Source organism: Roseobacter sp. HKCCD5988 (genome assembly GCF_037830355.1).
GTDB lineage: Bacteria > Pseudomonadota > Alphaproteobacteria > Rhodobacterales > Rhodobacteraceae > M30B80.
Genome location: NZ_JBBLYJ010000001.1, coordinates 271,537 through 296,777, shown reverse-complemented (window position 1 = coordinate 296,777; position 25,241 = coordinate 271,537). Strand labels below are relative to the sequence as shown.

The window sequence follows — 25,241 nt, the reverse complement described above, 5'->3', positions numbered from 1 at the left end:
ATTAGCGTTAATAACAGGTCTGATGCGTCACAACACCCATTTAAGCGTAAGTTTGAACATAATATGACAAAACTCGCATTCGCAGCATTTCTCTTATTTGTTGCAGGTGGCGCTGTTGCAAATAGTACTTCCGCTCCATCAATGGACCCTCGAGCTATTGCGAATGACACTTCGTCTTCTGCTGGTGGCGTTCTCGTTCCAGTTCTTTCTCTGATTTTGCTTGCAGCAGCAGCTTCAAACTAATTTTGCCTTCGGCTGCAGAACAAAGGGCGGCTTCCTGGTCAGGGAGCCGTCTTTTTTTGTGCCTTAGGCTTCGCCAATCTCGGCGGCAATTTCAGCGCGTGATTTGCGCGCGCGTTCAGTTGCAGATTTCAACTGACCACAGGCCGCCATGATGTCTTCACCACGGGGCGTGCGAATGGGGCTGGCATAGCCCGCCTTGTAAATAATATCTGCAAACCGCTTAATCCGCGCCCAATCTGACCGCTGATAAGGTGCGCCAGGCCATTCGTTGAACGGGATCAAATTGATCTTCGCGGGGATGCCTTTGATCAGCTTGATCAACCGGTGCGCATCTTCATCACTGTCGTTCACATCCTTGAGCATCACATATTCAAACGTAATCCGCTCAGAATTCGAGGCCTTTGGATATTTCCGCAAGGCCTCAAGCAACTCCGCGATAGGCCATTTCTTGTTAATCGGAACAAGACGATCGCGCACCTCGTCTGTCGTTGCATGAAAGCTGATGGCCAACATACAGCCGATTTCCTCGGCACAGCGTGCAATTTCTGGCACAACGCCACTGGTCGAAAGGGTAATGCGGCGGCGGCTTAGGCTGATCCCTTCGCCGTCCATTGCGATTTTCATCGCATCGCGCACCGCATCGAAATTATAGAGCGGCTCACCCATGCCCATCAGCACGATATTTGAGATCAAACGCGGCCGCTCGCCATAGGCCTCGCCTGGACGCGGCCAATCATCCAAATCATCGCGCGCCATCATGATCTGCCCAACAATCTCAGCCGCCGTCAGATTGCGCACCAGTTTCTGCGTGCCCGTGTGACAGAAAGAACATGTCAGGGTGCAGCCAACTTGGCTTGAGATACACAATGTGCCGCGATCTTCTTCGGGGATATAGACGACCTCAACCTCATGGCCGCCCGCAATCCGCGCCAGATATTTCTGCGTGCCATCGCTTGAGATTTGACGGCTGACCATTTCAGGCAGGCCAATGTAAAAATTTTCCGCCAATTCAGCGCGATAAGACTTGGCGAGATTGGTCATCCCGTCAAAATCCCGCGCCCCCCAGACGTAGACCCATTGCCAGATTTGATTAACCCGCATCTTGGCCTGTTTCTCGGGCGTGCCTGCTGCGATTAACGCCGCGCGCAATGCATCACGGCCGAGGCCAACGATATTTGTCAGGCCTGGTTCAGGCAGTTTGCGAGGAATGGTCAAAACATCCTGCGTGATCGGGGCGCTGGCTTGGGTCATTTTCTTTGTCCTTTGAGGCGGCGGCACACATAGCCGCAAATCCGCCTCAAAGCAAATCAAAGAACATGTTTGGCTTAATTGCCTTGGCAGCGTGTTTCCGCATCCTCAACCGCAGCGGTAAAGCCCAAGAGCGAAAATGTGTCCTCTGTCTGCGTGCCGCGGCTAGAACGAGCTGTCAAAACCGCTTCTGCGCCGCGCTTCATCGCGGTTACAATGGATTGGTCATCCTGCGGGGATGCGGCCCATGCCATCTCACCTTGGGTAAACAGCGAATAGGAAGCATCGCCAATTTCCATCTCAACAGTGGAATTTTCGGCAAAAGGATAGCCGCCGGTAAAGGATACCTCAAACCGGCGATCTTGATTCGGCCAGAAACTGACAAACAGCAAAATTTCGCCGCGGTTCACCGAAACTGGGTTTCCGTCACGCGTATTGACGGTTTCGCGCGGCGCACTCACAACCCAACACAAGGCAGGGTCAGATTGGACAAAGACACTCCAATCCGTTTGCGCGTTAACACGGTTATCCGATGTCTCTTGTGCGATGGCTGCGGGCGTGAAAGCCAATGCTGCTGCCACCAAAACTGCTATTATACGACCAGCCATTGCCGATACGCCTCCTGATCTGCTTGTTACTGCCTCAAGCGCGAGATGTATGTCGCCATCATCCCTTCTATTGCGCCTTTACCATTACTCGGACGCAGAATAACCTGAAATCACGATCACGCGAAAGCCCTTCGCGCGTGAAACTCCAAAATCTTGATCAAAAGGAAGCGCTCATGCCCCAGCCAGATGATACGGCGGAAATTCTCGTTGAATTGCATCGCGGCCCTTTTGCCGAAAGCCAACATCGCGGCCATGCTGTTGTGGTGGATCATGCAGGGACAATTTTGGGGGCGTGGGGCGATCCGTCCAAAATTATTTTGCCCCGCTCAAGCAGCAAGATGATCCAAGCCTTACCTCTCATTGAAAGCGGTGCGGCGGATCACTTTGGCCTGAGCCAAGCGCATCTGGCTTTGTCTTGTGCCTCCCATAATGGGGCAAAGGTGCATACAGATATGGTCGCAGGATGGTTGGATCATTTGGGCCTTCAAGAGGCAGATTTGCGCTGTGGCCCACAAATGCCCGATGATCGCGCCGCGCGAGAGGATTTGATCAAATGCGACTGTGCGCCAGATCAGGGGCATAATAATTGCTCGGGCAAACATTCAGGATTCTTGACTCTGAACAAACATTTGGGCGGCGGCAGCGAATATATTGAAGCTGATCATCCCGTGCAAAAAGCGGTTCTTGAAGCCTTTGAAGATGTGACAGGCGAAACCAGCGCAGGCTATGGGATTGATGGCTGCTCTGCCCCAAATTTTGCCTGCTCCCTTTTGGGGCTTGCTCGGGCGATGGCGCGTTATGCAGGTGCAAACCCTGATGGCGCGGCCCGCGAGGCGGCAATGGCAAAACTGCATCGCGCTATGGCCACCCACCCCATTTTGGTTGCGGGTGAAGGGCGCGCCTGCACGAACCTGATGGAGGCGATGGGGGGCCGCGTTGCGGTGAAAACAGGGGCCGAGGCCGTTTTTGTGGCAATCATTCCCGAAAAGAAAATCGGCATTGCATTGAAAATTGAAGATGGTGGCACCCGCGCCTCAGAAGCCGTAATCACGCAATTGCTGATCGGGGCGGGTGTGTTGGATGCAGCCAGCCCCGTTGCAAAGCGCTTAACCCATGGCCCAATCACCAATCGCCGTGATGTCGAAACAGGTTTTATTCGCCCTGTCGCAAGCGTCAAAGATTGGCGGTTATCCTGAGCCTTTGCCCAATTTTTAGGTAAAAAGGTCTGCGTTGGTTTGTACAGATTTATACAAAAAACTACTGAAAAACCCGCCTCCCAAGACGGGAGGCGGGACAGAAATTTCCAGATATCTAGTGCAGATTAATGTGCGCTGAAGCGAAGTGGGCGCACCTGTTGGAACAACCCAGTCGCTTTGAGTGCGTTAACCGCAGCAGCGGGGGGTTGTTCGTCCAGATACAGCATCGCAATCGCCTGATGCCCTTTTGAGGCGCGGCCCAAGGTGAAATTGGCGATATTGACGTTCATCTCACCCATCGTGCGGCCCAATGTGCCGATGATGCCTGGAACGTCCTCATTGGTGGTATAGAGCATATGTTCACCGATCTCAGCATCAATGTTGATGCCTTTGATCTGAATGAAACGTGGCTTTCCATCCGAGAACACCGTGCCTGCAATAGACCGCTCTTTCGAGGCTGATTTCACATTGAGGCGAATATAGCCGTCAAACACACCCGATTTATCCTGTGTGACAGTCGATAACTCAATGCCGCGCTCTTTGGCGATAATCGGTGCGGACACCATATTCACGTCAGGGTTGGTCGCCTTCATGACACCTGCAATCGCGCCACAATTCAGTGCCTTGAGGTTCATATCTTTTACAACGCCATTATAGGTGACTTCGATTGTCTCAATCGCGTCTTCGGTCAACTGACCGACAAAGCTGCCCAAATGCTCGGCCAGCTTCAACCATGGCCCCATGACACGCGCTTCTTCCGCCGTCACAGAGGGCATGTTCAGCGCATTGGTCACGGCACCTGTCAGCAGATAATCAGCCATCTGTTCGGCCACTTGCAGCGCCACATTTTCCTGTGCCTCAGTCGTGGCAGCGCCCAAGTGCGGGGTCACGACCACGTTTTCAAGATTGAACAATGGGTTCTCGGTTGCAGGTTCTTCTTTGAAAACGTCAAAGGCGGCGCCTGCCACATGGCTTGATTTAATCAATTCAGCCAAAGCAGCCTCATCCACCAAACCACCGCGGGCGCAGTTGATGATGCGCACACCTTTCTTGGTTTTGGCCAAATTCTCAGCCGATAGGATATTTGCCGTCTTTTCGGTGAAGGGCACATGCAGCGTGATGAAATCAGCGCGCGCCAACAGCTCGTCCAGTTCTACCTTGGTGACACCGATTTGCGTGGCGCGTTCTTCAGAGAGGAACGGGTCATAAGCCACAACCTTCATCTTGAGGCCAAGCGCACGTGAGCAGACGATCGCCCCAATATTACCCGCGCCAATAACGCCCAAGGTTTTGCCTGTCAGCTCAACCCCCATAAAACGGGATTTCTCCCATTTGCCAGCATGGGTTGAGGCGTTGGCCTCAGGGATTTGACGGGCAACGGCAAACATCATCGCAACCGCATGCTCTGCAGTGGTGATGGAGTTGCCGAACGGCGTATTCATCACGATGATGCCTTTTTTCGAGGCTTCGGGGATATCCACATTATCTACGCCAATCCCTGCACGGCCAATGACCTTTAGGTTATCGGCAGCCGCGATGATCTTTTCAGTAACTTTGGTCACAGAACGAATTGCCAAACCATCATATTGGCCGATGACCTCAAGCAGCTTGTCTTTGTCTTTGCCAATGCTTGGGTCAAAGGTCACATCAATGCCGCGATCTTTGAAAATCTGAACGGCTGCATCCGAGAGTTTATCGGAAATCAATACTTTAGGAGCCATGATAGGGCCTCATATGTTCGAAATGGGAAAGGGTCTGGCCGCAGGGATCACACCCGCATTGCGGCCAGAAAAAGGGGTTTAAGCCGCAGCAAAAAGCGCCGCGATTTCGGTTTCAAACGCCCAATCAAGCCATGGCAGCATGGCTTCGATATCGGCGGTTTCCACCGTGGCACCGCACCAAATACGCAGACCCGCAGGCGCGTCTCGGTAGGCCCCGATATCGAGCGCGATACCTTCTCCTTCGAGACATTTTGCAACCGCCTTGGCGAAGGCTGCGCCATCCGTGATGCGCGGATCCGTGAATTTCAGGCAAACGCTGGTGTTCGAGCGTGTCGCAGGATCTTCGGCCAGATTGTCAATCCAATCGCGAGACGCGCAGAAATCGAAAATCGCCTGCGCATTCGCGTTGGCCCGTGCCATCAAGGCAGGCAGCCCACCGATGGATTTGGCCCAATCAAGCGCGACCAAATAATCTTCAACGGCGAGCATGGACGGGGTGTTGATCGTTTCCCCCTTAAAGATACCCTCAATCAATTTGCCGCCTTTTGTCATGCGGAAAATCTTGGGCAATGGCCATGCAGGTGTGTAGCTTTCAAGCCGCTCAACCGCGCGCGGGCTGAGGATCAACATGCCATGGGCCGCTTCACCGCCCATGACCTTCTGCCAAGAGAAGGTGGTGACATCGAGCTTGTCCCACGGCAAATCCTGCGCAAAGGCCGCCGAGGTTGCATCGCAAATGGTCAAGCCCGTGCGATTGGCAGGGATCATGTCGCCATTGGGCATCTTTACACCCGAGGTCGTGCCGTTCCATGTGAACACAACATCCGTGTGATAATCGACCGCGCCCATGTCAACGATCTGGCCATAATCGGCGTTCAGAACAGTCGCATCGAGTTTCAGTTGTTTGACAACATCACTGACCCAACCTGCACCGAAGCTTTCCCAAGCGACCATTGTGCAGGGGCGCGCACCCAAGAGCGACCACATGGCCATCTCAACCGCGCCTGTGTCAGAAGCGGGCACGATGCCAATGCGATAGTCAGCAGGCACGCCCAGAATTTCACGAGTCTGGTCAATCGCGGCGGCAAGCTTTGCCTTGCCAATCGCAGCACGGTGCGACCGACCCAAAGGGGCGTCAACCAGTTTATCCAATGTCCAGACGGGGGGTTTGGCGCAGGGGCCAGACGAAAAACGCGGATTAGCCGGCCGCGTTGCCGGAGTGGTCAAAGCCATGATGTGATACCCTCACAGATATATGCCCCTCGTTGGGGAGGGGTGTCCCACCCGCGCTGCTATACCTATGTTGCACGGCGTGCAAGTCGGAAAATAAATCAAAAGAGTCGCAGTTGATGACTGGCGCAAACGGCCAAAAGCGGAGATACGCAGCGCAAAAATAAACAAGTAACCCAATGTCTCTAAATTGTGACAATCATATGTCAGATTTAATTTACAGTTTTTCCTTGCGCCAACGGGGTATTTCGCGCTAAAGATGAGTAGTAGATGCTTATTCACGCCTTGGGTGCAAAGTGGAAGATTTCTCACAAACACGCCAGTTTAGCCTCAAAGATTTTGTGCCTTTCCAAATGGCTGTCATCGCAAGCGCCCTGTTTCAGAACCTGATGCGGGATGTAGATTTACAGGTTCCAGAATGGCGCATCATGATGGCTTTGCCTGAGAATCAACCCTGTTCCTCGCATGATCTATGCATTTTGACCGCGATGGATGCCGCACGCGTCAGCCGCGCACAGCGCCGCCTCGAAGATCTCGATATGATTAATGTTTCGACCGATGCAGTGGATCGCCGCCGTTTGGTGGTGCGCCTGTCCGAAAAAGGGAATGAAGAAATCCGCCGCCTTCAAGCCGCCGCTCTAGAAGCCGAAACCGATCTTCTAGACCGCCTCGGCCCAGATGAACGCGCCCAATTGCGCACAGCCGTCTCTGATCTTTACGCGCGCGGCTAATCAGCCAAGATTTGCTGCAACAGCCGCCCGTCTGGCCGCTCCAATTCCTCGATCACATCGAAATGATGCAAGCCCGCTAGATGCATCGCTTCAATGTCAACACCAGCGCCATGCCAAATATTCGCCAAAAGATCATTTTGACGGATGAATTCGGGCCGCTCATCGCCCCCCACGGCGGCAACGAATCGCGCGGTCTTTCGCGGCAGCAACAATGCGGGGCTTTCGCGCATGGCTTCCTCTAGGGTCAAACGCAGGTCTTGGTTGATCTCTGTGTTCAGCAGAGGGCGTAAATCATGCACGCCCGAGATTGCCATCACCTGAACCACGCGAGCGGCGACTGTGTCGGGCAAAACGCCTTCGCACATCATGCGAGTGGCCAAATGCCCACCTGCCGAATGGCCCGTGATTCGGATTGGCCCCTCCACCAAACCCGCTGCATGGCAAACAGCGCGCATCATTTCATCGGCGATTTGAGCAATCCGCGCCTCGGGTGCGAGCGTATATGACGGCAGGGCCACCGCTTGCCCCGCGTCTCGCAGGGCGCGGGCCAAATGGCTAAATTCACGCGGCGAAAACCGCCGCCAATAGCCGCCGTGAATAAAAATTGTCAGACCTTTGGGGGCGCCATCGGGCATGAACAGATCAAAATACTGGCGCGGGCCTGTCCCATAGTGATGCGTGACGGGCGGATAGGCCGCGCGAAAACTGGCTGCGGCCTCTGTCCAACGTGTGATGAACCCATCTGCATCGGGAATATAGGCCCCGTTTTGATAGGCATCATCGAAATCTGTAATCTTAACCATGGCCGCCTCGTCTGCGTGAATTCGCCTCACTTTTGCACAGGATAAGAAATTGGCAAGGGCAAGCACTAGTTGCGAGTCATTCGCAACCTCTTGACTTTTTGCGAATGATTATCAATATCATCTTTTGTAGCAGCAATGATGGCCCGCAAGGGCCTATGTCTTTCGATACTGGAGAAACCTTCATGCGTTTCCTACGCATTTTGACAGTGATGCTGCCCTTTCTGGCCACCCCCGCCCTTGCGCAATCTGCACCCATCAAAGTGGTCGCTACCACAGGGATGATCGCAGATGCCGCCAGTCAGATCGGGGGGGATTTGATCGAACTAAAAACCCTCATGGGTGCGGGCGTTGATCCGCATTCTTTTCGGCAAACCCGTTCGGATATTCTAGCATTAATGAATGCGGATCTGATCCTATGGAATGGGCTTTATCTTGAGGCGCAACTTGAGCCGCTCCTGCTTGATCTTGCGCAATCCCGCACCGTTGTCGCGGTAGCAGAGGCTATCCCACAAGACAGATTGCGCAGTCATCCAGAGTATGAGGATCGATTTGACCCGCATGTCTGGATGGATCCGACCCTATGGCGCACAGTTGTTTTAGCCGTGCGCGATGCATTGAGCGCGTCATATCCCGAAGGCGCGGCGATATTCGAAGCGAATGCCATACAGCATTTGGCCGAAATTGATCGCCTAACCGCATATGCCCAAAGCAGCCTCTCAAGCGTTCCCGAAGCAACACGGGTTCTGGTCACAGCCCATGATGCCTTTGGCTATTTTGGCCGCGCTTTTGATTTAGAGGTTTTGGGCATCCAAGGCATCTCGACCGCATCAGAAGCAGGGCTTTTGCAAATCTCAACCTTGGTCGATACGCTGGTGATGCGCCAGATTGGGGCCATTTTTGTTGAAAGCTCTGTATCTGACCGCAATATTCGCGCCCTCCAAGAAGGTGCGGCTGCCCAGGGTCACGCGGTCGCCATCGGGGGCGAGCTTTATTCAGACGCGATGGGGCCAGAAGGCAGCTATGAAGGCGCCTATATCGGGATGTTGGATCATAACATCACCACCATCACCCGCGCCCTTGGGGGCACAGCCCCTGAAGGTGGGATGAATGGCGCATTAACCCCTTAGCGGCAAGGAATTGACCATGTTACGGCTTCATCAGAACGACCAACCCCTCGACCCGCAAAGCCCGCTGGCCATACGCGGCCTCAGCGTCAGCTATGGGGAAAAGCCCGCGCTTTTCTCGGTCGATCTCACGGTGGCGCCCCGCTCGATGACGGCCATCATCGGGCCAAATGGCGCGGGCAAATCGACCTTACTTAAAGCTGCGCTGGGGGTCGTTCCGCGTCTCTCGGGGCAAGTGTCGATTTTCGGACGCGCACTGGCCTCTGAACGCCACCGCATTGCCTATGTGCCACAGCGCGCCAGTGTCGATTGGGATTTTCCTGCGAATGTGCGCGATGTGGTCTTGATGGGCCTTTATGGAAAAATAGGGCTTATGCGCCGTATCCGCCGTGACGATCAGGCCATAGCCGAAGATGCTTTGGCACGGGTCGGGATGCAGGGCTTTGCCCATCGTCAAATCGGCCAATTGTCAGGTGGACAACAGCAGCGGGTCTTTCTGGCCCGCTCCTTGGCCCAGAATGCTGATCTTTACCTTTTGGATGAGCCTTTTGCAGGCGTTGATGCTGCGACCGAAGCGGCCATCATTTCGGTTCTCAAAAAGCTGAAAGATGAGGGAAAAACGGTTGTTGCGGTGCATCATGATCTTTCAACTATAACCGCATACTTTGACCATGTCGCGATGATCAACACACGCCTCATTGCAGAAGGGCCTGTGGCCCAAGCCTTTACCACCGCCCATTTGCAAGAGGCCTATGGCGGGCGATTGGCGACAGCGCAAATTGATCGATTGCGGGAAGCGGGTCACTATTAGACATGGGTATCATGGCCTTCACACTGACCTATAATGTCGCTTTGGTGATGTTTGGCGCGGGCGTGTTGGGCCTTGCCGCAGGGGTGACAGGAACATTTATGTTTCTGCGCAAACGCGCCTTGCTATCAGACGCGATCAGCCACGCCACCCTGCCTGGCCTCTGCGGGGGGTTTATGGTGATGGTCGCCTTGGGCGGCACTGGGCGCGCATTAGAGGGCTTATTGCTTGGCTCTGCGATCAGCGCGGCACTTGGCCTATTGGCGGTTAATTTTCTGAAATCCCGAACAAGATTATCCGAGGACGCCGCAATTGGCGCTGTCCTGTCGAGCTTCTTTGGGTTGGGGGTCGTCATGTTGACCCTGATCCAAAACATGAGCGCGGGCCGCCAAGCAGGCTTAGACCAACTCTTACTTGGCTCGACCGCTGCAATGCTGCGTGAAGATGCTGAAATGATTGCAATCGGGGCAGCGTTGGTTTTCATGGTGGGTCTTGTTCTTCATCGGGCGATGACCCTCACGGCGTTCGATGAAAACTTTGCCCGCGCGTTGGGATTGAACGTGCCCCTGATTGATGCGGCGGCCATGGCATTGGTTTTAGCCGTAACTGTTGCGGGGTTGAAAATCGTGGGTCTGATCTTGATCGTTGCGTTGCTGATCATCCCCCCTGTCACCGCGCGTCTCTGGAGCAACCGCGCCGCTTATATCTGGCCCATTGCAGGCGCAATTGGCGGGGCATCGGGCGTGATTGGCGCGGGCCTTTCAAGCCTTGCTCCCGATTTGCCCACTGGCGCCATTATCGTTTTGGTAGCAGCCGGATTTTTTCTCATTTCGCTTTTGGTTGCGCCGGCACGCGGGGTCTTGGCCTCCGCGATGCGGCACCGCAAATTTCAACGCCGCGTGCATCGCAGACAGGGCTTGCTTGCCTTAGCCCAAGGCTATCGCATTCTGGAGCCCTATACCCGCAAGCTTTTACAGCGCGAAGGTTATGTGCGTGCCGATGGGGTGATGACCGAACGCGGCCAGTCTGCAGCCACAGCAGCACAGCGCGATGAGGCGCGTCTGGCCTATTTGCGCAGCAAACCCGATTATGCCGAATTTTTGTCGCGCCATGACGGATTGAGCGACCTATCCCGCGCCTTCACCCGCGATGAGTTGGCCCATATCGACACGAGACTGGAGGGCGCGTCATGAGCGGCGCTGAATTCGTGCCCCTTTCGCTTCCACCGATTCTCATCGGCATTTTGGCGGCAATCGCCTGCGCCCTGCCTGGAAATTTTTTGGTGCTGCGCAAGCAGGCCTTGATTGGCGATGCCATCAGCCATGTGGTTCTGCCAGGGATCGTGCTGGCCTTTTTGGTGACACAAGCCCTAGACGCTTGGGCGATGCTTTTGGGTGCAGGTGCTGCGGCCCTCTTCGCGGTCGTGATGATTGATGTGATCAAACGTGTCTCGCGCATTGAGGTGAGCGCAATCATGGGCGTGGTATTCACCACCTTATTTGCGCTTGGTGTTTTACTTCTCGAGCAAAGCAGCGCGTCTTCTGTTCATTTGGATGTCGAACACGCACTGATGGGAAACCTTGAAAGCCTGATCTGGCTTGAGGCGCGGGGATGGGCCTCGCTGCTTGATCCTGTAGCGCTTGCGGGCCTGCCACCAGAACTGCCTCGTCTGGCCCTGACTTTGGCGCTGATTATTGTGCTTTTGATCCTCTTTTGGCGGCCTTTGACCCTATCAACCTTTGATGAAGGCTACGCCGAAAGCCTTGGCTTACCCGTGCGCGCCATCAGTCTTGGCCTTGTGATGGTCGCTGCTTTGGCCGCCGTCACGGCTTTTGATGCCGTAGGCTCTATCATCGTGATCGCGATGTTCATATGCCCCGCCGCCGCTGCACGTTTGATGACCGATCGTTTACGCAGTCAAATTTGGTGGAGCGTGGGTTTTGCCACGCTCTCGGCAAGTCTGGGATATGTTTTGGCGGGATATGGCCCGCTTTGGATCGGCCTCGAGAACTCCGTCAGCGCCGCGGGTATGATTGCAGCAGTTTCGGGATTGATCTTGGCGCTTACCGCCGTGTTCGGCCCAAAACGGCGCGCAGCAACAGCCTAAGCCTAAGACAGTTTGCCGCCGCTTTCCCGAGGCAGACAGTCGCTTTCACCCTTGAGTTGCAGGGCTCCAAAGGTTACACCGATCTCGCTTCGGTCTCAGTGTTAGTGACAACATTGGGTGAAAAGGGAACGCGGTGTAAATCCGCGACTGCCCCCGCAACTGTAAGCGGCGAGTGCGATCGGCATATGCCACTGCGGCCCCAGATGGGCCACGGGAAGGCCCGATCAAACAATGACCCGCGAGTCAGGAGACCTGCCGAGGTGATCACCCTGTCCAAGCGCGGTGGGCGCAGCGGGCAACGGACAATTCCGTAGTGGTGGCACAAATCGCCGTCTGCGGAAGGGCCAACCCTCCAATGACCATTCACTTTTGCGCAAGGCATGTGCCTTGCCACCCATTTGTAATTGGAGAGCCAACATGCGCCCCTCTTCCACTCTGAGCCTCGCCGCGCTTTGTGCAGGTCTCGCAGCCACACCCTTGGCCGCACAAAATGTATTCACCCTTGATGAATTGGTCTTTTCTGCAAGCCTCACAGATGTAGCGCGGGATCGGACGGGGGTGCGCGTCAACCGGATCTCAAGCACAGAAATGTTTAGACGCGGACGGCTGCAATTCTCTGAGTTTTTAGAATCTTTACCTGGCGTAAACATAACGCAAAATGGCCCCATTGGCACCTCGGCAACTATACGGGTTCGAGGACTGGACTGGAATTATATCCCCGTAAGAATTAACGGAATTGACGTGACGGACCCGTCTTCAGTGCAAAGCCGATTTGATTTTGGAAAGCTAACTTCAGCCGGTATCGCATCTGCAGAAGTCCTTTATGGAGCCCAATCTGCGATCCTCGGCTCTGGCGCAATCGCAGGTGCGGTCAATATTACCACAGTCGAGGCACCAGAAGAGATTGGTAGTGAACTAGGCTACAGCGCCGAAGTGGGCAGTTACAATACGGCCCGCACTGGGCTTACCTACGGTACTCGTTTCGAAAGTGGGTTTTTAGCGATGAGCCTCAGTCATATCAGTACTGAGGGATTCTCTGCAGCTGATGAAAATGTTGGAAACACAGAAGCCGATGGATTTGACTCGATTGACTTTAGCCTGCGAGGTGAGTTTCAAGCTTCAGAAATTTTTACCCTTGGTGCAAGCCTAGTCCTGCAAAATTCTAATTTTGAATTTGATAGTTCGGGCGGCGCTGGAGGAGATGCGCCACGTTATCAAGATTTTCAAATGAACGCAGGGCGTATATTTGCAACGGCCGCTCTAGACAGGTCCGTGCACGAATTTGGGATTGAGGGATCAAGAACTTCAAGAACTGATCCACTCTCAGGAAGTCGAATAATCTTTGAGGGCGAACGAGATAAAGCTACATATCTTGGTTCATACGATTTGAGTGCGGGAAATGTTTTAAGCATTGGAGCTGAGACAATGTCTGAACGATACTACTCAGCTACGGCTTCATCCCCGACCTACGCGGATTATCAAACACACTCAATATTTGGGGAATTACTATTTTCTCCAGTTTCAGCGATCGATATGTCTATCTCTGCTCGGCTTACAGACAACACAGATTTCGGCTCCAAGACGACTGGCCGTGTTGCCGTTGCCTGGCGAGCAGGTTCCAACACACTTGTTCGCACATCCATATCTACGGGTTTTCGGGCTCCATCTCTAAATGAAATGTACGGACCATTTGACAGTACACCCAACCCCGACCTGCAGCCAGAGACAAGCCAGTCCCTTGAATTTGGAGTTGAACATCAATTGGGGCACCTGACAGCCGATTTCGCAGTTTTTCAAACAAAGATCACCGACTTAATTTCTTGGAGCAGCGGCTATTCGCAAGTACCCGGCACAAGCCGTTCTGATGGCTACGAACTTGGGTTGTCCTATTCTTTTGTAAATGATGCTCAGATCGGGGCGAATTTCACTTCGACCGATGCACGGGCTGCTAATGGCAGCAGACTTAATCGGGTGCCGCGCCGAGATCTAAGCTTGTCTGCATCTACTCCGATCAACCATAACATGAATGCAGCAATTTCTCTACAATCTGTATCCGATCGACTTGAATCAGGAATACGGTTTGAAGATTATACTGTTGTAAACGCAAACATCAGCCACAGCTTGGCCAACGGTGCGGAACTTTTCTTGCGTATCGACAACGTTTTTGACGAAGAATACCAAACCACTCGCGGTTACGGCACATCGGACCGCGCACTCTATATCGGGGTTCGTGGCACGTTTTAGGCTGATATCGCTTTGCATGGCGGCGCTGATGGTTACCAGTGCCGCCGATGCCCAAACCGCACCTTTGCGTGTGGTGTCTATGAACCTTTGCACCGATCAGCTGGCCATGATGCTTGCTGATGAGGGGCAGTTGATCTCGGTGTCCGATATCGCGACCGATCCCAATATGTCACCTATGGCAGAGGCGGCGCGGGCCTATCCAATCAACCACGGGCAGGCAGAGGAAATCTTCCTCATGCGCCCTGATCTGGTCGTGGCGGGGCGATATTCCGATCCTGTGGTCTTGGATATGCTGCGCCGCCTTGGCATTGCCACAGCGCAGATTGATATTGTCTCCAATCTTGATCAGGTCAGCGACCGCATTCGCGAGATGGGGGAAATTCTTCACCAAACCGCCCGCGCGGGCGAGTTGGCAGGTGCATTCGAGGCAGATTTGGCACGATTACGCGCGGCCCCGACTGGCCCGCGTGCAGCGTTTTACTACCCCAACAGCTATAGCCTTGGCACAGGCACGCTCAGCCATGAAATCATCACGATTGCAGGGTTTCGTCACATTGCCGAAGAAATGGGGCGCAGCCGATCAGGGCGGCTTGATCTGGAATTGTTAACATTGGCGCAGCCCGATCTGCTCATCCATGCCGAGCTTTATTCAGGCAACTCCCGTTCCGAAGAGGTCATGTCACATCCCGCCCTCGCCCATCTTGGCGCGATGCGCACGCAATCCAATGCGGATTGGGTCTGTGGCACCCCTGTCGTCCTGCGCGCGATCCAAGATTTGCGCGGCTTTCGCGCGAGGATGGAGGGATGAGCGGGGTGTCGCAAAAACTGCTTTTCACGGGTCTTGGCCTGATTGTGGGGCTTTTGACCTTGGCTTCGCTCTTGATCGGCCCCGCCGGGTTTTCTATGGCCGACAGCCTTTCCGCGCTCTTTGGCGGCACAGGCGATGCTGTCAGCCTTGTCATGCAAGAAATCCGCCTGCCGCGCGCCTTACTTGCGATCATGGTTGGGATAAGTTTGGGGCTCTCAGGGGCAGCCTTGCAGGGCTATCTGCGCAATCCCTTGGCCGAACCTGGATTGATCGGTGTATCCTCCTCGGCCGCGTTGGGGGCAGTGGTCACCTTACAAACGGGTCTGGCCACACGGATGATGTTTGCTTTGCCGTTTTTTGGCCTGTTCGGGGCGGGCGTTGCCGTGGTGCTGCTGCTGCTTTTGGCGGGGCCACGGGGTGGGTCACTTACCCTTATCCTTGCGGGGATCGCAATCAGCGCTTTGGCGGCGGCCCTCACATCACTTGTTTTGAACCTGTCACCCAACCCCTTTGCAACTTCTGAAATCGTCTTTTGGATGTTGGGATCACTGGCAGACCGCAGCTTTTCTCATATCACCATTGCCCTGCCCTTTATGGCATTGGGATGGATATTGATCTTGTCAACGTCACGCGGGCTAGACGCGCTGATCTTAGGCGAAGATGCGGCCGCATCCTTAGGGATCAACCTGAACCGCTTGCGGTGGGTTTTGGTTTTGGGGGTCGCAGCCTGCACAGGGGCGGCGACATCCGTGGTTGGGGCGATTGGGTTTGTCGGGCTTGTTGTCCCGCATATCCTTAGGCCATTTGTGGGCGCACGCCCCTCACGGCTTCTGCCCGCATCGGCGCTTGGGGGCGCGGCACTTGTCTTGGCAGCAGATATCGCCGCGCGCATCATCTTGCCTGATCGTGACCTAAAATTGGGTGTGGTCATGGCCATCATCGGCGCGCCCGTTTTCCTGCATTTGATCTATCGCACAAGGCGGGCCGAGCTATGACCACATCATGTCTCAGCTTGCAGGGTTTTACGGTCTATCGCGGGGAATGCCCTGTTGTGGATCAGGTCAGCACTGAATTGCGGGCAGGCGATTTGGTTGGCCTGATTGGCCCCAATGGCGCAGGAAAGACCACCTTGATGCGCGGCGCGCTTGGACTTTTGCCGCATCAAGGCCACTCATCGCTGAGCGCATTGCCCGCCAATGCGCGCGCCCGTGCTGTCGCATGGCTGCCGCAAACCCGCGAAATTGCATGGCCTGTATCAGTGGAAACCTTGGTCATGTTGGGCCGCGTTCCACATTTGGGCGCGGGGCAATCCCCACGCGGCGAAGATCACGCCGCCGTCTCTGAGGCCTTGGCCGCAATGGATTTGACGGGGTTTGCCACCCGCCCCGCCACGGCGCTGTCAGGCGGTGAGCAGGCGCGCGTGCTCATGGCGCGGGCACTTGCACAAAACTGCCCGCTGATCATGGCCGATGAACCCGTTGCAGGGCTTGATCCGCGTCACCAGATTGCCACGCTGGCGCATCTGCAAAGCCTGACGCAAAGCGGCAAGGCCGCGCTGGTCTCGCTGCATGATCTGGGCCTTGCGGCGCGGTTTTGTGACCGATTGATACTCATGGATCGCGGCCAAAAAATTGCCGAAGGCCCGCCCGAGGATGTGTTGACCGAAGATCATCTTCGCCGTGTTTTCGGCATCACCGCGCATATTACCCAATCAGAACAGGGACTGATCTTCCAAGCCTTGGAGGTTGTCGAATGACCGCGACCCTGACCCATCCATGGCTGATTTGGGATCTCGGCAAACCGCATGCCTGTCTCAGCTTTGCCCCCTATCGGGGCGGTTTCGTCTCTGCCCAACAGATTGCGTGGCGCGAGGTGCGCAATGCAGATTTGCCGCCCGATTTTGATGTGATCTCGTGGTTGGAGGGCCAAGTTGACGAGAGACTCGACCAAGCGGATCAGGCAATCGCGATGCTGACATCGCGCGATATCCGCTTTCACCATTTTGACACGGCAGTGGTTGGTCAGACAAAAGCAGAGGCATTGGTGACCCTTGGCCTATCAAATGCCGAACGCATCGGCCACCGCCGCCTTGCCCGCCCCGAAGAGTATGGCACGATCAACGTTGCTGCCCGTCTCAATCGGTGCCTAAGCGAAACCGCGATGATTGAAGCACTGACCATCATGGCCGAGGCGCGCACAGCCGCCGTCATGGAGGCACGCTATGAGGTCATGGTCAGCGGCGCGCCCGTCATTGCCACAGGAACAGGCACGGATTGCCTGACCTTGGCCTGCGTCCAAGGCGAAGATCTGCAACACACGTATGCAGGACTGCACACAGAAATCGGTCACGCATTGGGACGCGTGGTTTATGATGCCGTGCGGACAGCCTGCGACACCTATCTCAGCGAAGAGGCAACGGCATGATCGAATTACTTCTCAAAGGCGGCCCAATCCTTATGTTGATTGCAGCGCTTTCGGTGGTCAGCCTCGCGGTGATCCTGTGGAAGATCAGTCAGCTCTTGCGCCTTGGCGCGCTTCGCTCAGGGCAAAACACCGATGCGGCAATCTCGCGGTGGTGCGCAGATGAGGATGTCAGCGCCGTGCTTGCGGCGCGCAGCGGGATGCGCGCAGAATTTGCCCGTGATGCAATCCGCCTGCGCGAAAGCCCCGACTGGGATGAAAGCAGCCGCAAGGAAGAAATTGCCCGCATCGCCCGCGCGCGGCTTCAAGAGATCAGCGCAGGGTTGCGTGCCCTGGAACTGGTTGTGACGATTGCGCCACTTTTGGGGCTGTTGGGCACGGTTTTGGGCATGATTGACGCGTTCCAAGCCCTTCAGCTTGAGGGCGGGAATGCCGACCCTGCCACGCTTGCAGGGGGGATTTGGGCCGCCCTTTTAACCACCGCCGCAGGCATGGCCGTGGCGATCCCAGTTGCGATGTGCCTGACATGGTTCGACACCATCCATGACAAAATGCGCCACAGCTTTGAAGATATCGCCACGCGTATTTTTGCAATCAAAAGCCCCGCGGCATGAGGTTAGACTTTCACCAACCCCGCATCGGCAGACGCAAGGTTAGCCTTGCGCCGATGATTGATGTGGTGTTCCTGTTGTTGATTTTTTTCATGCTCGCCGCACAAATGGGCCGCGACAGCACCGTATCTATGCGTCCCGCCGCACCCGCCGCAAGCACCACCATGATTTATGAAGGCCCGCCGCGTTTGGTTACACTCGGGGCCGATCATCTAATGCTAAATGGGCAGGTCATAGATGCCGTTGGTCTCATCCCCGCATTGCACAACCTGATCCAAGAAGATGCATCCGAAGCCGCACAAAAAATCATTCTGCGTCCTGAGGCGGGTGCAACGGTTCAACAGTTGTTATCCTTGATGGCCGCGTTGCGGGCGGGCGGTTTAGACAATCTTGCGGTGATTGAATGAGACTTGACCCCGCACAAGGCCGCAGCAGACGACACTTGGCCGATCTTGATATGGTGCCGATGATCAATGTCGTCTTTTTGCTTTTGATTTTCTTTCTCACCAGCGCAACCTTACGCGCCAAGGCGCCTGTGGAACTGACCCTGCCCGTGTCACCCTTAGCCGAAGCATCAGATTCCGCGCGCGAGGCGGTGCTGTATATCGCGGCGGATGGTTTGTGGCACTATGGTGCCGAACAGGGCCGCGCGGCTGTGTTGGCGGAACTTCGGTCGGCTCTGTTACAGGGTGCAGAGACTGAATTTACCCTGAAACTTGCGCTGGATGCCACCTTACCTGCCCAAGATTTGGCGCGCGCTTTGGTGGATTTTGCCGCGATTGGTGTGGGGCGTGTCGACCTCATCACCCGCGCAGGGGGTGCCCCATGATCCGACTTGGCGCGCAAATATTTGGGTTTCTTACCCTATCGCTTGGGCTGCATCTGGGTGCTGCAACTTGGATTGGCGCAGGGGCGCCGCAAAACATGGTCGGGGATGAAGCGGCAGGCGATCACGGGCATGCGCAACTGTCGCTTTCGGCGGCCCCACAAGATTTGGCGGCCCTTGTTGATCAATGGTCACGGCCGCCCGAACTCAGCCAAGTCATACCAGACGTCCCACCGATGGCCGCACCGCTTGCGCCCATGCGCCCAGAAATTGCTCCGCTTGCACCGCCAAACCTGACCGAAAGCCGTCCTGATTTGGCACCGCAACTGCAAGAAGCGGCACCCGCGCTAGAACCTGAGGTTCCAAACGCACCAACGCCCACCGCCCCCGCACCGCGCCCTGCAACACGCGCAAGCGGTGGGGCCGAGACCGCACCAACCACCACAACCGCCGCCACAAGCAGCGAAGATCAGGATGTGATCATGCGCTTGATGTCCCATTGGGGCAGCGGAATTTTGCGTCAATTGGAACGCAGCCCTAGCCGCCCACGCGGACGCGGCGCAGCAACCTTGCGGCTTGTGATTGATGCCGATGGCCGACTTCACGATGTTCGAATTCTGGCAGGCACGGGCCAAGCTGATTTGGACACAGCCCTCTTGGCTTTTGTGGCAGAGGCAAGCCCATATCCACCCGCCCCAGATGGGATTAGCGCCGCACGATATAATTTCGATCTGCCCTTGCGCCTGCGCTAGCCCGCCGCGCTGTGCAACGGGGCAAAACGGCCTATGTTTTGTCACGACAGCTCACGGGTGAATTATGCTATTAGAACTGCGCAATGTCTCAAAATCCTTTGAGAGCGGTGAAGGTCCGGTCACTGTCTTGAACGACCTGTCCTTACAACTGCGCGCAGGCAAGAGCCTTGCATTGACGGGGGAAAGCGGGGCGGGAAAGTCTACCCTGCTTCACTTGGTGGCAGGTCTAGAACGGCCCGATCACGGCGAAATTCTGATCAAGGGCCAAGATATTACGAAATTGGATGATGGGGGCTTGGCCGCCATTCGGCGTCAGTCGATTGGTCTGGTCTTTCAACAGTTCAACCTGATCCCCGCTTTGACCATTGGTGACAACCTTTCCTTTCAAGCGCGGCTCGCGGGTCGATATGATCGCGATTGGATCGCGCATCTGTCACAAAACCTAGGCTTAGAGACGCTTTTGACGCGCTATCCAGAGGAGATTTCAGGCGGGCAACAACAGCGTGTTGCCGTTGGCCGTGCCTTGGCACTGCGCCCTGACCTTATCCTTGCGGATGAGCCAACGGGAAACCTTGACGAAGAAAATGGCCAAGCGGTGCTATCACTTTTTTTACGACTGATCGCAGAAAGCGGGGCGGGTCTTTTGATGGTCACCCATTCAGCACGGATTGCCGCCGCCTGCGAGACGCGCCGACATCTCTCACGCGGGCAGTTGCAGGCATTCGATCCATGAACCGCGCCTTGATCCTGACCACCCTATCGGCGCTTTTGGGCCATTGGCGCAGACATCCTTTGCAGGTTTTTGCGCTGATTGCGGGGCTTGCACTGGCAACGGCACTGTGGTCGGGGGTTCAGGCCCTCAACGCTGAAGCGCGCGCAAGCTATGCCCGCGCCGCGAATTTATTGGGACAAGATCAATTTGACCGCATCTTGCGCCAAGATGGCCGCGCTATGGATCAAGCGATCTTTTCCGAATTGCGCCGCGCAGGCTATCTTGTTTCACCGATTCTTGAGGCACGGCTTGGCTCTGGCCCGAATGCCTTACGTGTGCTTGGGATTGACCCGCTAACCTTGCCAGTCGCAGCACTTCCCGAACGCCTGCAATCTGGCAGCATCCCCGTGACGGATATTCTTCTGGGCGGTCAGGTGTTGATGACATCAGACACGGCATCCCGCGGCCTGCCCCCTGATTTGACCGAACACGCGCGCACAATCTTGGGCAATGCCAGCTATGATGACACGCTCGCAACGGCCTTGGTCATCGGCGACATCGCAACAATCGCACAGCTTGTGGGTGAGATGGGGCCAACCGCGTTGATTGTCTCAGCACCCCAGCCTTTTGGCCTTGTGTCGATTGACACTTGGCTTGCCTTACGCGGTGACTTGATCCTTCAGCAGGCCGAAACCAGCAATGATCTGGCACGGCTGACAGATAGCTTTCATCTCAACCTAACGGCCTTTGGCTTTCTTGCCTTTGCTGTGGGTTTGTTCATCACCCACGCCACCATTGGTCTGGCCTTTGAGCAACGCCGCACAAGCCTGCGGGCCTTGCGCGCGCTTGGCGTGCCATTGGGTGGGTTGATTGTGCTTTTGGCTGCGGAACTTGGGGTTTTCGCACTTGGGTCAGGCATCCTTGGTCTTGGTTTAGGGTATGGTTTGGCCGCAACTCTTTTGCCAGAGGTTTCCGCAAGCCTTCGGGGGCTATACGGCGCCGATATCGGCGCAGTGATGCAATTTGATCCGATGTGGGCCGTTGCTGCCCTAGCCATGTCCGTGATCGGGGCCGCGATTGCGGGGGCATCTGCGCTTTGGCGGGTGGCGCGCTTGCCGATCTTGCGATCAGCGACACCGAATTCATGGGCACAAACCAGTGCCGCCTTACGCCTTATCCAAGCCCTTTTAGGGCTAGGCCTTTTGGCCCTATCTGGCCTTGTTGTGATCTTTGGCAGCGGCCTGATGATGGGTTTTATCGGTTTGGCTGCGCTCTTATTGGGGGGCGCATTGGTTTTGCCCTTTGGCCTATCGGTGCTTTTGGCGGGCATCGCAACACGGGTCAGGGCCCCGTTCATGCACTGGGCCTTAGCTGATATGCGTCTGTCTTTGCCTGCCTTATCCCTATCTTTGATGGCGCTTTTATTGGCGCTTTCAACGAATATTGGCGTATCCACCATGGTTGGCTCGTTTCGAGCAACCTTTACAGGCTGGTTGGATCAACGGTTGGCGTCCGAGTTGTATTTGACCACCGCTTCACCCGAACAAGCAGCGCGTGTCACCGACTATCTAACACCGCGTGTTGACGCGATTTTGCCCTTCGCCCTAGCAGATACGCGATTTAGAGGATTGCCCGCCGAATTGCATGGGCTGGTGGATCACGCCACATATCGGGATCACTGGCCATTTCTCGAGGCCCTGCCTGACGCGTGGTCACAGATGGCCGAAGGCCAAGCTGTTGTGATCAACGAACAACTCGCCCGCCGCGAAGGGTTGGAGCTGGGTCAAGATTTTGATGTAACCCCAAGCCTCACCCTGCCAATCCTTGGGATTTATTCAGATTATGGAAACCCCGAGGGGCAGGCGATCATTGGACTTGATCTGTTTAAGACGCTCTTCCCCGAATCCCCGCCTTTACGCTTTGCGCTGCGCACTGATCCTGCAACGGTCACAGATTTAGCGGCTGACATAACAGAGGCTACAGGCCTCTCTCCGCAATCCATGATCAATCAAGCGGCGGTGAAAGACATCTCGCTGCGGGTGTTCGAACAAACCTTTCAAGTGACCTACGCGCTGAATGCGCTGACCCTTGGGGTGGCAGGGTTCGCCATGTTCACAAGCCTCTTGACCCTGTCTGAAATGCGTCTTGCGCAAATAGCCCCGATTTGGGCTGCAGGACAACGGCGGCGGAACCTTGCCTGGGCCGAATTTTTGCGGGTTATCGCCTTTGCCAGCTTCTGCACCATTTTCGCGCTGCCTTTGGGTCTTGCTTTGGCACATTACCTTTTGGCCATCATCAATGTTGAGGCCTTTGGATGGCGCCTGCCACTGCAAATCTTTCCTGCGGATCTGATCAAACTATGCGCTTTGGCGGCAGCGGCTGCCGCGATTGCCGCCCTATGGCCCGCATGGCAATTGGCGCGTCTCTCACCCCATCGGTTGCTTGGACTATTCGCCCATGAACGCTAGGTCGCTACTTGCATTGGTTTTTATATGGATTGCCCCTGTCGCCCATGCTCAGGGTTTCGCGGGGCTTGGCCTCAGCGCCGAAGGATATGCGGCGGTCGATCCGAACCGACCGATCACATTTCCACAGGATCACACGGCTCACCCCGATTATCGTATCGAGTGGTGGTATCTGACCGCCAATCTAACCGATGCCGCAGGAAACCCGCTTGGGGCGCAATGGACTGTGTTTCGCAATGCAACCCGCCCCGCTGATGGCCAAAGCAATGTGTGGGAAGACGGGCAAATCTGGCTCGGCCATGCCGCTGTCACCCTGCCTGATCAGCATTACCACAGCGAACGCTATGCCCGTGGTGGCACAGGCCAAGCGGGGGAATTACTAACCAAAAATCTGCTTGAGGTCTGGATTGATGATTGGGGGTTACAGTCTCTAAACACTGCATCAGAGACAGATGTACTTGACCAGATCATTGTCAGCGCGCGCGGCGACACATTCGCATATGACCTCACCCTCACGGCTCATGGCCCGCTCGTGCGCCACGGGGTGAATGGGTTTTCGGTGAAATCGAATGAAGGTCAGGCAAGCTATTACTACTCACAACCGTTTTACGAGGTCAGCGGAACTATCACCTTGCCCGATGGGGCAAGGCAAGTGTCAGGACAAGCATGGCTTGATCGCGAATGGTCATCGCAACCATTGGCGGCGGATCAAGCGGGATGGGATTGGGTGTCGCTTCATTTTGAAACGGGTGAAAAGCTCATGGGTTTCTCATTGCGCAGCCGCGATGAGACCCGATTTACCTCGGCCACATGGATCTCGGCAAATGGCCAACCCACCGCTTATGGTGATGGCGCACTCCGCATGACGCCTATTGTGACACATGAGGTGGCAGGGCGGATTTTGCCTGTCGGGTGGCACATCACCCTGCCAGAACAGGGTCTAGATATCCGCACGAACGCGCTCAATCCCGATGCATGGATGGGCGGAACAATCCCTTACTGGGAAGGGCCGATTTTTAGCACAGGCAGCCATCTAGGGCGCGGATATCTGGAGATGACGGGGTATTAACCCACCTGAAACAGCGGGAAGCTGGCTGCCAGCGCCCAAGCCAAAGACAGCCCAAGCGCCAAACCCATGCCAAGAACTGCCGCCTGTCCCCGCCCCAATCGGCCATAGACAAAGCCAAAACTGGCATAAAACAATAGGATCACAGGCAAGATCAGGATCAAAAACAACATCCGATCAAAATCCAATGCGACCGCAAGGCTAAGCGATGCCAAAAAGACAAAACGCACCAAAATCCGTTTCCATATCGGCGCACGGGCGGCGGAAATCAGCGCCGCATCCGCAATCATCGCGGGCAATGCGCCGAATAAAATCATCACAAATGGCAACAGGCGTGCGCCCCCTGCCCAAAAACTGCCGACATAGCGATCCAGGTAAAGACCCATAAGACCAAGTGCGACAGCGCCAAACCCGATCCCAATCCACAGGCTGCGCAAAACCCGGCGCGGCGTTAGAAAAATCACCGAACCATGACCTGTGATCAACAAAATCGCAATCGCAAGTCCCCCATAAAGGGCAAGGTGCAGCGCAAGGTAATCGGCAAGAATGACAGGCAAAAATGGCAGAGATGCCCCCCGTAAAACCACAGGCGTTATGAGGGCGGGCAGAAGCGCCGCCAACCAAAAGGCGCGCGGCGCAATTGGCAAAACCCGCCTTGGTTTTCCGCTAAATCCCAATGTCGCAAGCCCACTGAGGGCCATCACAATCCCCGCAAACCCGCCCAAAATTATTGCACCATAGGGCGCGATAGAGGGCGGGCTTGCGCGGGTGATGCCAAATTCTGCATCATACCACGCAATCACCTCGGCAATGGCCGCGCGGGAATAGAGAATGCCGACATGCCCGGTCATCGGCGCAACAAGGGCCGCGCGGGCAAAACCTGTCACATCGCGAATGCGATCACCTTCGCTTGCTCCGATTTGTTGCATCATCGATTGCGCCGCCGCGCGCAATCCTGCCTCCCATTGGCCATTGATAATTAGGAGCGAGCGCGGCTCGTCAGGCGTAATCGCCAAGGAAAAGACCGATAATGCAGCGGTGGTCGCAACACGCGGATCCTCTATCGCTTGGCGGATGATGATATCACTGGCCATCGAATGGCCCAAATAGGCCAGCCGGTTTGCCTGCCCGACCGCGTCAATGGCGCGATCCGTGACGCGGGCCAGTTCCTCCATCAAATAACGGGTTGTGCCATCTATCGCGGTGACATCGCCGCGCATCGGTTGGCGATTGCGGCCATGCCCCTCAAAATCGAAACTAAAGGTCACATAACCCGCTTTGGCCAAAGATATTTGGTCGGCCTGCATCAGTTGGCGTGACCCTGCAAAACCATGCGCAATTATAATGACCGGCCCGGTGGATGCAGGGCGCTGCATCCAAGTCACTGGGGTATCACCCCATAGCATCTGCTGCTGCACGATATCTGCGCGATCCCGCTCGAGGACGATCACGGCGCTCAATGCGAGAAGCGCGCCCAGTATCAGGCCAATCACAGCGCGGATCATGCCAAGTCTGCC

At 55.7% G+C, this 25,241-nt stretch carries 24 protein-coding genes and 1 riboswitch; of the genes, 18 read left to right on the top strand and 6 right to left on the bottom strand.

The features are described 5' to 3' along the window. Positions 1-306: 306 nt before the first annotated feature. On the bottom strand, positions 307-1,494 hold the full coding sequence (rlmN, locus tag AAC636_RS01460) for a 23S rRNA (adenine(2503)-C(2))-methyltransferase RlmN (protein WP_340300137.1): 1,188 nt from the start codon (positions 1,492-1,494) through the stop codon (positions 307-309). Between the two features lie 74 nt (positions 1,495-1,568). After that, complete coding sequence (locus AAC636_RS01455; RefSeq protein ID WP_340300136.1) at positions 1,569-2,099, bottom strand: invasion associated locus B family protein; 531 nt, start codon at positions 2,097-2,099, stop codon at positions 1,569-1,571. 173 nt (positions 2,100-2,272) lie between these two features. On the opposite strand from AAC636_RS01455, the gene AAC636_RS01450 reads away from it, so the two are divergent. Beyond that, positions 2,273-3,295, top strand: coding sequence for an asparaginase (locus AAC636_RS01450; RefSeq protein WP_340300135.1), 1,023 nt, complete (start codon positions 2,273-2,275; stop codon positions 3,293-3,295). Between the two features lie 125 nt (positions 3,296-3,420). On the opposite strand, the gene serA is transcribed toward AAC636_RS01450, so the two are convergent. Both serA and AAC636_RS01440 read right to left on the bottom strand, forming a co-directional pair. Further along, positions 3,421-5,016, bottom strand: a complete 1,596-nt coding sequence (serA, locus tag AAC636_RS01445) for a phosphoglycerate dehydrogenase (protein WP_340300134.1) — start codon at positions 5,014-5,016, stop codon at positions 3,421-3,423. Between the two features lie 78 nt (positions 5,017-5,094). Continuing rightward, entirely contained in the window at positions 5,095-6,249 is a 1,155-nt protein-coding gene (locus tag AAC636_RS01440) for a phosphoserine transaminase (protein ID WP_340300133.1), read from the bottom strand. A 293-nt stretch (positions 6,250-6,542) separates the two neighbouring features. On the opposite strand from AAC636_RS01440, the gene AAC636_RS01435 reads away from it, so the two are divergent. Beyond that, the gene (locus AAC636_RS01435; protein ID WP_340300132.1) at positions 6,543-6,977 is read left to right on the top strand and encodes a MarR family winged helix-turn-helix transcriptional regulator; all 435 of its coding nucleotides are present in this window, start codon (positions 6,543-6,545) and stop codon (positions 6,975-6,977) included. Here AAC636_RS01435 and AAC636_RS01430 read toward each other — a convergent pair. Beyond that, positions 6,974-7,780: an alpha/beta hydrolase gene (locus AAC636_RS01430; protein WP_340300131.1), complete on the bottom strand. Its 807-nt coding sequence runs from the start codon at positions 7,778-7,780 to the stop codon at positions 6,974-6,976. The genes AAC636_RS01435 and AAC636_RS01430 overlap by 4 nt on opposite strands. Before the next feature lie 182 nt (positions 7,781-7,962). Between AAC636_RS01430 and AAC636_RS01425 the strand changes: the two genes are divergently transcribed. The 16 genes from AAC636_RS01425 to AAC636_RS01350 all read left to right on the top strand — a co-directional run bounded on the left by AAC636_RS01425 (position 7,963) and on the right by AAC636_RS01350 (position 23,727). Then, the gene (locus AAC636_RS01425) at positions 7,963-8,907 is read left to right on the top strand and encodes a metal ABC transporter solute-binding protein, Zn/Mn family (RefSeq protein ID WP_340300130.1); all 945 of its coding nucleotides are present in this window, start codon (positions 7,963-7,965) and stop codon (positions 8,905-8,907) included. 16 nt (positions 8,908-8,923) lie between these two features. Beyond that, positions 8,924-9,715 carry a metal ABC transporter ATP-binding protein gene (locus AAC636_RS01420; RefSeq protein ID WP_340300129.1) on the top strand — a complete coding sequence of 264 codons (792 nt, stop codon included), beginning with the start codon at positions 8,924-8,926 and terminating at the stop codon, positions 9,713-9,715. Between the two features lie 11 nt (positions 9,716-9,726). Continuing rightward, positions 9,727-10,905: a metal ABC transporter permease gene (locus AAC636_RS01415; RefSeq protein ID WP_445322529.1), complete on the top strand. Its 1,179-nt coding sequence runs from the start codon at positions 9,727-9,729 to the stop codon at positions 10,903-10,905. After that, positions 10,902-11,819: a metal ABC transporter permease gene (locus tag AAC636_RS01410; RefSeq protein ID WP_340300127.1), complete on the top strand. Its 918-nt coding sequence runs from the start codon at positions 10,902-10,904 to the stop codon at positions 11,817-11,819. The genes AAC636_RS01415 and AAC636_RS01410 overlap by 4 nt, the downstream gene beginning before the upstream one ends. A gap of 73 nt (positions 11,820-11,892) precedes the next feature. Beyond that, positions 11,893-12,093, top strand: a riboswitch (cobalamin riboswitch). Positions 12,094-12,236: 143 nt separating this feature from the next. Next, a complete protein-coding gene (locus AAC636_RS01405; RefSeq protein WP_340300126.1) occupies positions 12,237-14,063 on the top strand; it encodes a TonB-dependent receptor plug domain-containing protein in 1,827 nt (608 codons plus the stop codon). A 28-nt stretch (positions 14,064-14,091) separates the two neighbouring features. Continuing rightward, on the top strand, positions 14,092-14,871 hold the full coding sequence (locus tag AAC636_RS01400) for an ABC transporter substrate-binding protein (RefSeq protein ID WP_340300125.1): 780 nt from the start codon (positions 14,092-14,094) through the stop codon (positions 14,869-14,871). Beyond that, a complete protein-coding gene (locus AAC636_RS01395) occupies positions 14,868-15,866 on the top strand; it encodes a FecCD family ABC transporter permease (protein WP_340300124.1) in 999 nt (332 codons plus the stop codon). The genes AAC636_RS01400 and AAC636_RS01395 overlap by 4 nt, the downstream gene beginning before the upstream one ends. Continuing rightward, entirely contained in the window at positions 15,863-16,627 is a 765-nt protein-coding gene (locus AAC636_RS01390; protein WP_340300123.1) for an ABC transporter ATP-binding protein, read from the top strand. Before AAC636_RS01395 ends, AAC636_RS01390 begins: the two co-directional genes overlap by 4 nt. Continuing rightward, positions 16,624-17,295, top strand: coding sequence for an adenosylcobinamide amidohydrolase (locus AAC636_RS01385; RefSeq protein WP_340300122.1), 672 nt, complete (start codon positions 16,624-16,626; stop codon positions 17,293-17,295). Before AAC636_RS01390 ends, AAC636_RS01385 begins: the two co-directional genes overlap by 4 nt. Next, positions 17,292-17,906: a MotA/TolQ/ExbB proton channel family protein gene (locus AAC636_RS01380; protein WP_340300121.1), complete on the top strand. Its 615-nt coding sequence runs from the start codon at positions 17,292-17,294 to the stop codon at positions 17,904-17,906. The genes AAC636_RS01385 and AAC636_RS01380 overlap by 4 nt, the downstream gene beginning before the upstream one ends. Then, the gene (locus tag AAC636_RS01375; RefSeq protein WP_340300120.1) at positions 17,903-18,310 is read left to right on the top strand and encodes an ExbD/TolR family protein; all 408 of its coding nucleotides are present in this window, start codon (positions 17,903-17,905) and stop codon (positions 18,308-18,310) included. The genes AAC636_RS01380 and AAC636_RS01375 overlap by 4 nt, the downstream gene beginning before the upstream one ends. 35 nt (positions 18,311-18,345) lie before the next feature. After that, entirely contained in the window at positions 18,346-18,732 is a 387-nt protein-coding gene (locus tag AAC636_RS01370) for an ExbD/TolR family protein (RefSeq protein WP_340300119.1), read from the top strand. After that, a complete protein-coding gene (locus tag AAC636_RS01365; RefSeq protein WP_340300118.1) occupies positions 18,729-19,481 on the top strand; it encodes a TonB family protein in 753 nt (250 codons plus the stop codon). The genes AAC636_RS01370 and AAC636_RS01365 overlap by 4 nt, the downstream gene beginning before the upstream one ends. A 64-nt stretch (positions 19,482-19,545) precedes the next feature. Then, positions 19,546-20,214, top strand: a complete 669-nt coding sequence (locus tag AAC636_RS01360; protein ID WP_340300117.1) for an ABC transporter ATP-binding protein — start codon at positions 19,546-19,548, stop codon at positions 20,212-20,214. Further along, positions 20,211-22,661, top strand: a complete 2,451-nt coding sequence (locus tag AAC636_RS01355; protein ID WP_340300116.1) for an FtsX-like permease family protein — start codon at positions 20,211-20,213, stop codon at positions 22,659-22,661. The genes AAC636_RS01360 and AAC636_RS01355 overlap by 4 nt, the downstream gene beginning before the upstream one ends. Beyond that, on the top strand, positions 22,651-23,727 hold the full coding sequence (locus AAC636_RS01350; RefSeq protein ID WP_340300115.1) for a lipocalin-like domain-containing protein: 1,077 nt from the start codon (positions 22,651-22,653) through the stop codon (positions 23,725-23,727). The genes AAC636_RS01355 and AAC636_RS01350 overlap by 11 nt, the downstream gene beginning before the upstream one ends. On the opposite strand, the gene AAC636_RS01345 is transcribed toward AAC636_RS01350, so the two are convergent. Further along, positions 23,724-25,229, bottom strand: a complete 1,506-nt coding sequence (locus tag AAC636_RS01345; protein WP_340300114.1) for an alpha/beta fold hydrolase — start codon at positions 25,227-25,229, stop codon at positions 23,724-23,726. The two genes, AAC636_RS01350 and AAC636_RS01345, sit on opposite strands and share 4 nt — an antisense overlap. Between the last annotated feature and the right edge of the window lie 12 nt (positions 25,230-25,241).

What these genes read in the sequence shown, in the direction of transcription:
- AAC636_RS01425 (WP_340300130.1), top strand. Translation starts at nt 7,963, where the DNA reads ATGCGTTTCCTACGCATTTTGACAGTGATGCTGCCCTTTCTGGCCACC.
- AAC636_RS01395 (WP_340300124.1), top strand. Translation starts at nt 14,868, where the DNA reads ATGAGCGGGGTGTCGCAAAAACTGCTTTTCACGGGTCTTGGCCTGATT.
- AAC636_RS01350 (WP_340300115.1), top strand. Translation starts at nt 22,651, where the DNA reads ATGAACGCTAGGTCGCTACTTGCATTGGTTTTTATATGGATTGCCCCT.
- AAC636_RS01375 (WP_340300120.1), top strand. Translation starts at nt 17,903, where the DNA reads ATGAGGTTAGACTTTCACCAACCCCGCATCGGCAGACGCAAGGTTAGC.
- AAC636_RS01360 (WP_340300117.1), top strand. Translation starts at nt 19,546, where the DNA reads ATGCTATTAGAACTGCGCAATGTCTCAAAATCCTTTGAGAGCGGTGAA.
- AAC636_RS01455 (WP_340300136.1), bottom strand. Translation starts at nt 2,099, where the DNA reads ATGGCTGGTCGTATAATAGCAGTTTTGGTGGCAGCAGCATTGGCTTTC.
- rlmN (WP_340300137.1), bottom strand. Translation starts at nt 1,494, where the DNA reads ATGACCCAAGCCAGCGCCCCGATCACGCAGGATGTTTTGACCATTCCT.
- serA (WP_340300134.1), bottom strand. Translation starts at nt 5,016, where the DNA reads ATGGCTCCTAAAGTATTGATTTCCGATAAACTCTCGGATGCAGCCGTT.
- AAC636_RS01430 (WP_340300131.1), bottom strand. Translation starts at nt 7,780, where the DNA reads ATGGTTAAGATTACAGATTTCGATGATGCCTATCAAAACGGGGCCTAT.
- AAC636_RS01405 (WP_340300126.1), top strand. Translation starts at nt 12,237, where the DNA reads ATGCGCCCCTCTTCCACTCTGAGCCTCGCCGCGCTTTGTGCAGGTCTC.
- AAC636_RS01440 (WP_340300133.1), bottom strand. Translation starts at nt 6,249, where the DNA reads ATGGCTTTGACCACTCCGGCAACGCGGCCGGCTAATCCGCGTTTTTCG.
- AAC636_RS01380 (WP_340300121.1), top strand. Translation starts at nt 17,292, where the DNA reads ATGATCGAATTACTTCTCAAAGGCGGCCCAATCCTTATGTTGATTGCA.
- AAC636_RS01390 (WP_340300123.1), top strand. Translation starts at nt 15,863, where the DNA reads ATGACCACATCATGTCTCAGCTTGCAGGGTTTTACGGTCTATCGCGGG.
- AAC636_RS01410 (WP_340300127.1), top strand. Translation starts at nt 10,902, where the DNA reads ATGAGCGGCGCTGAATTCGTGCCCCTTTCGCTTCCACCGATTCTCATC.
- AAC636_RS01345 (WP_340300114.1), bottom strand. Translation starts at nt 25,229, where the DNA reads ATGATCCGCGCTGTGATTGGCCTGATACTGGGCGCGCTTCTCGCATTG.
- AAC636_RS01420 (WP_340300129.1), top strand. Translation starts at nt 8,924, where the DNA reads ATGTTACGGCTTCATCAGAACGACCAACCCCTCGACCCGCAAAGCCCG.
- AAC636_RS01355 (WP_340300116.1), top strand. Translation starts at nt 20,211, where the DNA reads ATGAACCGCGCCTTGATCCTGACCACCCTATCGGCGCTTTTGGGCCAT.
- AAC636_RS01400 (WP_340300125.1), top strand. Translation starts at nt 14,092, where the DNA reads ATGGTTACCAGTGCCGCCGATGCCCAAACCGCACCTTTGCGTGTGGTG.
- AAC636_RS01385 (WP_340300122.1), top strand. Translation starts at nt 16,624, where the DNA reads ATGACCGCGACCCTGACCCATCCATGGCTGATTTGGGATCTCGGCAAA.
- AAC636_RS01450 (WP_340300135.1), top strand. Translation starts at nt 2,273, where the DNA reads ATGCCCCAGCCAGATGATACGGCGGAAATTCTCGTTGAATTGCATCGC.
- AAC636_RS01415 (WP_445322529.1), top strand. Translation starts at nt 9,727, where the DNA reads ATGGCCTTCACACTGACCTATAATGTCGCTTTGGTGATGTTTGGCGCG.
- AAC636_RS01365 (WP_340300118.1), top strand. Translation starts at nt 18,729, where the DNA reads ATGATCCGACTTGGCGCGCAAATATTTGGGTTTCTTACCCTATCGCTT.